Annotated in this window: 6 protein-coding genes; 1 reads left to right on the top strand and 5 read right to left on the bottom strand. The window is 70.6% G+C overall.

The annotated features are described in order from the left end of the window. Window positions 1-135: 135 nt before the first annotated feature. Both ABZ297_RS34485 and map read right to left on the bottom strand, forming a co-directional pair. A complete protein-coding gene (locus tag ABZ297_RS34485; RefSeq protein ID WP_355355290.1) occupies window positions 136-1,122 on the bottom strand; it encodes an alpha/beta hydrolase in 987 nt (328 codons plus the stop codon). A gap of 214 nt (window positions 1,123-1,336) precedes the next feature. Continuing rightward, on the bottom strand, window positions 1,337-2,104 hold the full coding sequence (map, locus tag ABZ297_RS34480) for a type I methionyl aminopeptidase (protein ID WP_355355287.1): 768 nt from the start codon (window positions 2,102-2,104) through the stop codon (window positions 1,337-1,339). Between the two features lie 45 nt (window positions 2,105-2,149). On the opposite strand from map, the gene ABZ297_RS34475 reads away from it, so the two are divergent. Next, on the top strand, window positions 2,150-2,404 hold the full coding sequence (locus tag ABZ297_RS34475; RefSeq protein ID WP_355355284.1) for a helix-turn-helix transcriptional regulator: 255 nt from the start codon (window positions 2,150-2,152) through the stop codon (window positions 2,402-2,404). A 108-nt stretch (window positions 2,405-2,512) separates the two neighbouring features. Here the strand turns inward: ABZ297_RS34475 and ABZ297_RS34470 are convergent, their stop codons facing one another. From ABZ297_RS34470 to ABZ297_RS34460, 3 genes are all read right to left on the bottom strand, one after another. Continuing rightward, complete coding sequence (locus tag ABZ297_RS34470) at window positions 2,513-3,532, bottom strand: tyrosine-type recombinase/integrase (RefSeq protein ID WP_355355281.1); 1,020 nt, start codon at window positions 3,530-3,532, stop codon at window positions 2,513-2,515. A 91-nt stretch (window positions 3,533-3,623) separates the two neighbouring features. Beyond that, window positions 3,624-5,153: a UDP-N-acetylglucosamine 1-carboxyvinyltransferase gene (locus ABZ297_RS34465; RefSeq protein WP_355355278.1), complete on the bottom strand. Its 1,530-nt coding sequence runs from the start codon at window positions 5,151-5,153 to the stop codon at window positions 3,624-3,626. Between the two features lie 36 nt (window positions 5,154-5,189). Then, on the bottom strand, window positions 5,190-6,875 hold the full coding sequence (locus ABZ297_RS34460; RefSeq protein ID WP_355355275.1) for an enoyl-CoA hydratase-related protein: 1,686 nt from the start codon (window positions 6,873-6,875) through the stop codon (window positions 5,190-5,192). Between the last annotated feature and the right edge of the window lie 128 nt (window positions 6,876-7,003).

Here is a 7,003-nt window from a genome sequence, read left to right as displayed (position 1 = left end):
CGGCCACTGGATCCAGCAGGAGCGCCGCCAGGAGGTCACCGAGATCCTGACCGGCTGGCTCGCCGGCCTGCCGTCCCGAGGCCGCCGGTCCGCTCGCGCCCGGCGCAGCAGGGGGGCGGGTTGCCTGGGCGGGGTTCAGGCGGGCAGGCCGGCGAGCCAGCCGGTCAGGATCTCGTTGACCTCCTGGCGGCGCTCCTGCTGGATCCAGTGGCCGCAGCCGTCCAGAAGGTGGGAGGAGACCAGGCCGGGCAGGGTGGCGGGGTATGCGCGGATGGCGTCGGCCATCCAGGTGGTGGAGGCGTCCAGCGCGCCGCCGATGAACAGGGACGGCTGGGTGATGGGGGCGCCGTCGAAGCCGGCGAGGTCCTCCCAGTCGCGGTCCATGTTCCGGTAGCGGTTGAGCGCGCCGCTCATGCCGGTGCGTTCGAACTCTGCGGCGTAGACGTCGAGGTCGTCCTCGCTGAGCCAGGCGGGCAGCCGGCCGGAGGGGAACCGGTCGCGCAGCGTCGCGCCGGGGGAGGCGAAGTGCGGGTCCGGGGCGTCGGCGGGTGGCATGGTGTCAGCGGACAGGGCGGCGTAGAAGCCGGCGAGCCACCCGCGCACGTCCGGTTCGATCTCGGCCTCGGCCCGGCCGGGCTCCTGGAAGTAGCTGACGTAGAACTCCTCCTGCCCGCCCATGCGCGCGAAGATCTCGCTGGGGCGCGGCCCGCCGCGCGGGGCGTAGGGGACGCTCAGCAGGCCGACCGCTCGGAAGACGTCGGGCCTGAGGAGTGCGGAGTTGGCGGCGATGGTGGCGCCCCAGTCGTGGCCCACGATCACCGCCGTCTGCTCGCCCAGGGCGTGCACGACGGCGACGTTGTCCGCGACGAGGTCGAGCATCCGGTAGGCGGCCACGTCCTGGGGCTTGGAGGAGCGGCCGTAGCCGCGGACGTCGAGGGCGACGGCCCGGTACCCGGCGGCGGCCAGTGCGGGCAGTTGATGGCGCCAGGAGTACCAGGACTCGGGGAATCCGTGCACCAGCAGCACCAGCGGCCCGGAGCCCTGCTCCACCAGGTGGATGCGGCCGGCGGTGGAGAAGACCAGACGGTGTGTGATCTCCATGTTCGGAGCGGGGTGCGACATCTATCCTCCAGAGCAGTCGATTTCGCGTTCATGTTCCGCCGGGCGGTGAGGCCGCCGCGAATCGTGTTGCCGCTCTGGCAAATCGCGCTGGGATGCCGCGCCCTGTGGTGACTGTTCGGCTCCCAGGGGCGCAGGAGGGGGGCGGTCGAGATCCTGTGCTCGGCCCCGCGGCCCGAGTCGTCCTGTGGCGACGGTCTTCGGGCAGGGCGGACGCTTACTCGGTGGTGAGGATGCGGGGGCCGTCGGCGGTGATGGCCACGGTGTGCTCGGCGTGGGCGGCGCGGCTGCCGTCGAGGGTGTGCAGGGCCCAGCCGTCGGCGGCGGTGCGGTAGTCGCTGTCGCCGCCGGCGACGAACATGGGTTCGATGGCCAGGACGAGTCCTTCGCGCAGGACGAGGCCGCGTCCGGGTCGGCCGTGGTTGGGCACGTGGGGGTCTTCGTGCATGCGGCGTCCGATGCCGTGCCCGCCGAAGTCGATGTTGGTGCCGTAGCCGCCTTCCTGGGCGACGGCGGCGATGGCGTGGCCGATGTCGCCCATGCGGTTGCCGGGTGTGGCGGCGGCGATGCCGGCGCGCAGGGCGCGTTCGGTGGCGTCGATGAGGGCGAGGTCGGCGGGTCTGGGCAGGCCGACGGTGAAGCTGACGGCCGAGTCGCCTGCCCAGCCGTCAAGGTAGGCGCCGCAGTCGACGCTGACGAGGTCGCCGTCTTCGAGGCGGTAGCGGTCGGGGATGCCGTGCACGATGACGTCGTTGACGGAGATGCACAGGACGGCCGGGTAGGGGGTGGGGGCGAAGTGCGGGTGATAGTTGAGGAAGGCCGGTGTGGCGCCGGCGTCGTCGATGACGGTGGCCGCGATCTCGTCCAGTTCGTCGAGCCGGACGCCTACTGCGGCGTGTTTGACGGTTGCCTGCAGGGCTCGTGCCACGATCCGGCCCGCTTCGCGCATGGCGTCGAGTTCGGCCGGCGTCTTGATCTCCACCATGGACGATAACTATACCGTATTTCTATTTGGGTATAGAATTTCGGCATGGTGCGACCACCGCTGACCCCCGAAGAGCGGCTCCGCGGCGAGGAGCTCGGCCTGATGCTCCGCCAGGCCCGAGGCGAGCGCAGCATCACCGAGGTCGCCGCCGCCGCCGGCATGTCCGCCGAAACGCTCCGCAAGATCGAGACCGGCCGCATCGCCACACCCGCCTTCTTCACCATCGCCGCCCTGGGCGACGTCCTCGGCGTCTCCCTCGACCAGCTCGCCCTGCGCCTCAGCCCAGCCGTCCCCACGTAGACGACCCGAAGCAGCCACGTCCAAGAGACGCGCCCTTCGGCAAGGCCGCCGCGAGCCTGCGAGAAGCCCGAAGCGGCAGGCCGCAACGCACGCTGGAAACGGCCCCGCTCACTGGGGAGGCTGCCTAGGCTCGCGCAGCAGCGGATGCGCGCGCATCGCCACCTCCAGCTCGCCTGGCAACTCGTCACGGTAGCGGCCCAGCGTCGACAGGTCGCTGTGGCCCAGCACCCGGCGCACCGCGTCCATGTCGACGGCGTCGGCCAGCAGATGCGTGGCCGTCGTGTGCCGCAACCCGTGCGGAGTCACCGAACGGCGCTGCCCCGACTCCACCTTGGCCAGCACGCGGTCGATCACAGCCTGGACGTCGCCACGCGCCAGCCGCCGCCCCCGCCACGACAGCAGCAACGCCTTGTCCGCGCTGGCGGCGCGCCCCCGCTCCAGATAGTCGTCCAGCACCTCGGCGACGTCACGGGGGAGCGGCACGTCGCGGGTACGGCCACCCTTGCCGAAGATCCGCCAGTAGCGGACGCCGTCGTTGGTGTAGAAATCCTCGACGTTGGCCCGCACCAGCTCCGACACCCGCGGCCCCAGCGTCGACAGCAGCAGCACGATCACCGCGTCACGCAGGCCCGTCTGCTGGTCACGCCGCCGGCCCGGCTCAGCCGACGTCTGGCCGAGCGAACGGGCCGCGCCGATGAGACCCTGCGCCTGCTCGCGCGTCAGCGCCCGCCGTTCAGGACGCAGCCCGCCGCGCTCCCTGGCCGTCACTGTCGCCAGCGTCATCGGATTGACCTGCACCCAGCCCGCCAGCGTCGCATGCTTGAACAGCGCCGAGATCGACCGGCGAAAACGCGCCTGCGACGACGGGCTCTGCCGCCGCCCGCCGTCGCTGCGCCGCCCGTCGGGCCTGCGGGCGAAGGCCAGCAGCAGCGCATCGACGTCTTCACCGGTCAGGTCGTCGAGGACGGTCTGCTCGCCGGCCAGCTCCACCAGCGTCGCCACATCACGCGCGTACACCTCGGCGGTGGCCTGCGACAGCGCCCCCGTCAGCGTCTTGGCGCGCACCAACTCCACATACCGGTCAGCCGCCTCCGCCACCGACACCCGCTCGAGCTCCGCAGGCCGCACCGTCACCCCTCCCTGGAAGATCCAACGAGGAGACCGTAGCGGCCCGCACCGACAAAACCCGCACCCGCACGAAGCCCCCCCCGGGGCAGGGTCAGATGTCGCGGAAGGTCTCGATCCGCGCCCCCAGCGCGTTCAACCGCTCCGCCAGATCCTCATAACCGCGGTTGATCACGTACACGTTCCGCAGCACCGACGTGCCCTCCGCCGCCATCATCGCCAGCAGCACCACCACCGCCGGACGCAACGCCGGCGGGCACATCATCTCCGCCGAACGCCACCGCGTCGGACCCTCCACCAGCACTCGATGCGGGTCCAGCAGCTTCACCGACGCCCCCAGCCGCGTCAGCTCCGTCAGATAGATCGCCCGGTTGTCGTACACCCAGTCGTGAATCAGCGTCGACCCCTGCGCCGAAGCCGCGATCGCCGCGAAGAACGGCACATTGTCGATGTTCAGCCCCGGGAACGGCATCGGATGGATCTTGTCGATGGGGGAGACCAGCTTCGAGGGCCGCACCGTCAGATCCACCAGCCTGGTCCGCCCGTTGGCCGCCGGATACTCCGCCCCCCTGTCATGGTCGAGGCCCATCTCCTCCAGCACCGCCAGCTCGATCTCCAGGAACTCCACCGGCACCCGGCAGATCGTCAGCTCCGAGGAGGTCACCACGGCCGCCGCCAGCAGGCTCATCGCCTCGACCGGGTCCTCCGACGGCGAGTAGTCGACGTCCCGCTCGATGGAGGCCACCCCGTGCACGGTCAGCGTGGTCGTGCCCACACCCTCCACCCGCACCCCGAGCTCCTCCAGGAAGAAGCACAGGTCCTGGACCATGTAGTTGGACGAGGCGTTGCGGATCACCGTCACCCCGTCATGCCGCGCCGCCGCCAGCAGCGCGTTCTCCGTCACCGTGTCGCCCCGCTCGGTCAGCACGATCGCCCGCGACGGCGACACCCCGCGATCCACCTGCGCGTGGTAGAAGCCGCCCGTCGCCGTGATGTCCAGGCCGAAGTGCTTCAACGCCGACATGTGCGGCTGAACCGTCCGCGTGCCCAGATCACAGCCGCCCGCGTATGGGATGCGGAACTGCTCGGTGCGGTGCATCAGCGGCCCCAGGAACATGATCACGCTCCTGGTCCGGCGTGCAGCCTCGGTGTCCATCGCCTCCAGCTCCAGCCGGGCCGGAGGGACGATCTCCAGGTCGCTGCCCTCGTTGATCCACCGGGCCCGCACCCCGATCGAGGCCAGCACCTCCAGGATCCGGTACACCTCCTCGATCCGCGCCACCTTGCGCAAGATCGTACGGCCCGAGTTCAGCAACGACGCGCACAGCAGGGCCACACACGCGTTCTTGGACGTCTTCACCTCGATGCTGCCCGACAGGCGACGCCCGCCGACCACCCGCAGGTGCATCGGCCCGGCGTAACCGAGCGAGACGATCTCGCTGTCGAGCGCCTCACCGATCCGGGCGATCATCTCAAGACTGATGTTCTGATTGCCCCGCTCGATGCGGTTCACAGCGCTCTGGCTCGTGGCCAGCGCATCGGCCAGCTGCAGCTGAGTCCACCCGCGATGCTGGCGGGCGTCGCGGATCAGCCGGCCGATCCGCACAAGATAATCATCCGTCACAGCGACAACATATCTCACATATGAGATTCGCCATCACTAGCCCCAGGTTGACGCGCCGGACAGCTCCCGATGCGCCGCCAGATGCTCCGGCGTGGCAGCCGCCTTCCGCTTCAACACGAACGCCTCCCGCGCCGCCCTGAAACCGCTACGGTCGTCGAACATGTCGCGGCTCATCTCCGCCAGCTCCTCCACCCGGTAGGCGTCCAGAGGCTTGCGCCGCTCATCGGCCTCACGCCGCTCCCGCTTGGCCGCCAGCAAAGCACCGTAGTCGGACGAGACCGCCAGCCGCTCAGCGTACTCCAACACCGACCGCTCGAACTCCAGCCGCGCCCCCGGCAGCACCCCGTCGGCCAGCCCCATCTCCAGCGCCTGCGCCGCACCCACCGGCAACGCCGCCTGCGTCAGCTGCCTGGCCACCGACGCACCCACCCTGCGCGGCAGCACATACGTCCAGAACTCCGACCCGAACAACCCCATCGTGCGGTAATGCGGGTTCAACACCACACCCTCACGCATCAGCACCCGGTCGGCGCCCAGCCCCATCATCACCCCGCCCGCGCCCGCGTTCCCGCCGACCGACGTCACCACCAGCTGATCGGTGCAACGGATCACCTCACGGCACACCTGGTTGATGGCGTTGATGTTCATCCACGCCTCCAGCTCCGGATGACGCGCCGCCTGGATCACATTCAGGTGAATGCCGTTGGAGAACACCTCACCACCACGCACCACCAGCACCTTCGTGTCCTGCGCCACCGCGTAACGCAACGCCGAGGCCAGACGACGGCACTGGTCGGTCGACATCGCGCCGTTGTAGAAGTCGAAGCTGACCACGCCCACGCCCTCGCTGCGGTCATAGGTGATCTCGCTGTAACCGGGCCGCTCCGCCACCCCCTCCAGCAGCTCGTCACCCAGCACCGCCGCCGCCGGAAGCTTGATCGCGTCTGGCTCGTCCCGGCGCAGATGCCCCACCCACACCGTGCCGTCGCCCGTGTGGACCAGCACCGCACCCTCACGCCGCGCCGCCAGCGTCCCCGGCGTCCCCGACAGCACCGGACCCCGGTAGACGTCGAACACCCGCACCGGCGAATCGCCCAGCACCGTCCGCCCGCCCGGCGCCCCGTCGGCCGCACGCACCCGCCGCAGGATCACATCCGTCGCCTCCGACCAGGCGAACTTCCGGTCGGCGTGCCGCATCGCCGGACGCAACCGCCCCCGCACCTCCGGCCGGCGATAGTCCAACGGCGCCGGCGTGAACGCCGGGTCGGTGGCCTTGGCGGCCACCTCCAGCACCAGCTCCACCGCCGCGTCGGCGACCGGCCCGTTATACAGCGACGACTTGCGCGGCGGCTCCGGCGGCAGCGGGAACGTCCGGTACGCCCAGATGGGGCCCGCGTCCATCTCCTCGACCGCCTGCAGCGCCGTCACCCCCCACTCCGGCTCCGCGTCCGTGATCGCCCAGTCCAGCGAGGACGGGCCACGATCGCCCGGCGGACCCGGGTGGATGATGACCGTGCGCTGGTTCTGCCACAGCGCCGCCGGCACCTTGTCCTTCAGGAACGGGCAGATCACCAGGTCGGGCTTGGCGAGCTGGGCCGCCTCCAGCATCACCTGCTCCGAGACGGCCAGCTCGACCGTGACGTCGTGACCGGCGCGGCGCAGCTCCAGCCAGGCGCGCTGGGTAAGACCGTTGAACGAGGAGCAGAGCAGCAAGATACGCAACGGAAACGTCCTCCGGGCAATCGTTCGTCGAGGGGAGACAGTCGAGGGGAGACAAGGGGGACCGGCCCGCTGTGCCGGGGGCCAGGGTCACGGGCGGTGGTCAGCCGGGCACGCCGGAGCACGGCGTG

This window comes from Nonomuraea sp. NPDC005983, assembly GCF_040614375.1.
In the GTDB taxonomy this organism is placed as follows: Bacteria; Actinomycetota; Actinomycetes; order Streptosporangiales; family Streptosporangiaceae; genus Nonomuraea.
This window is presented reverse-complemented; position numbering and strand designations above follow the sequence as displayed.

Coding starts and splice junctions, on each gene's coding strand:
- ABZ297_RS34485 (WP_355355290.1), bottom strand. CDS start 1,122: ATGTCGCACCCCGCTCCGAACATGGAGATCACACACCGTCTGGTCTTC.
- map (WP_355355287.1), bottom strand. CDS start 2,104: ATGGTGGAGATCAAGACGCCGGCCGAACTCGACGCCATGCGCGAAGCG.
- ABZ297_RS34475 (WP_355355284.1), top strand. CDS start 2,150: ATGGTGCGACCACCGCTGACCCCCGAAGAGCGGCTCCGCGGCGAGGAG.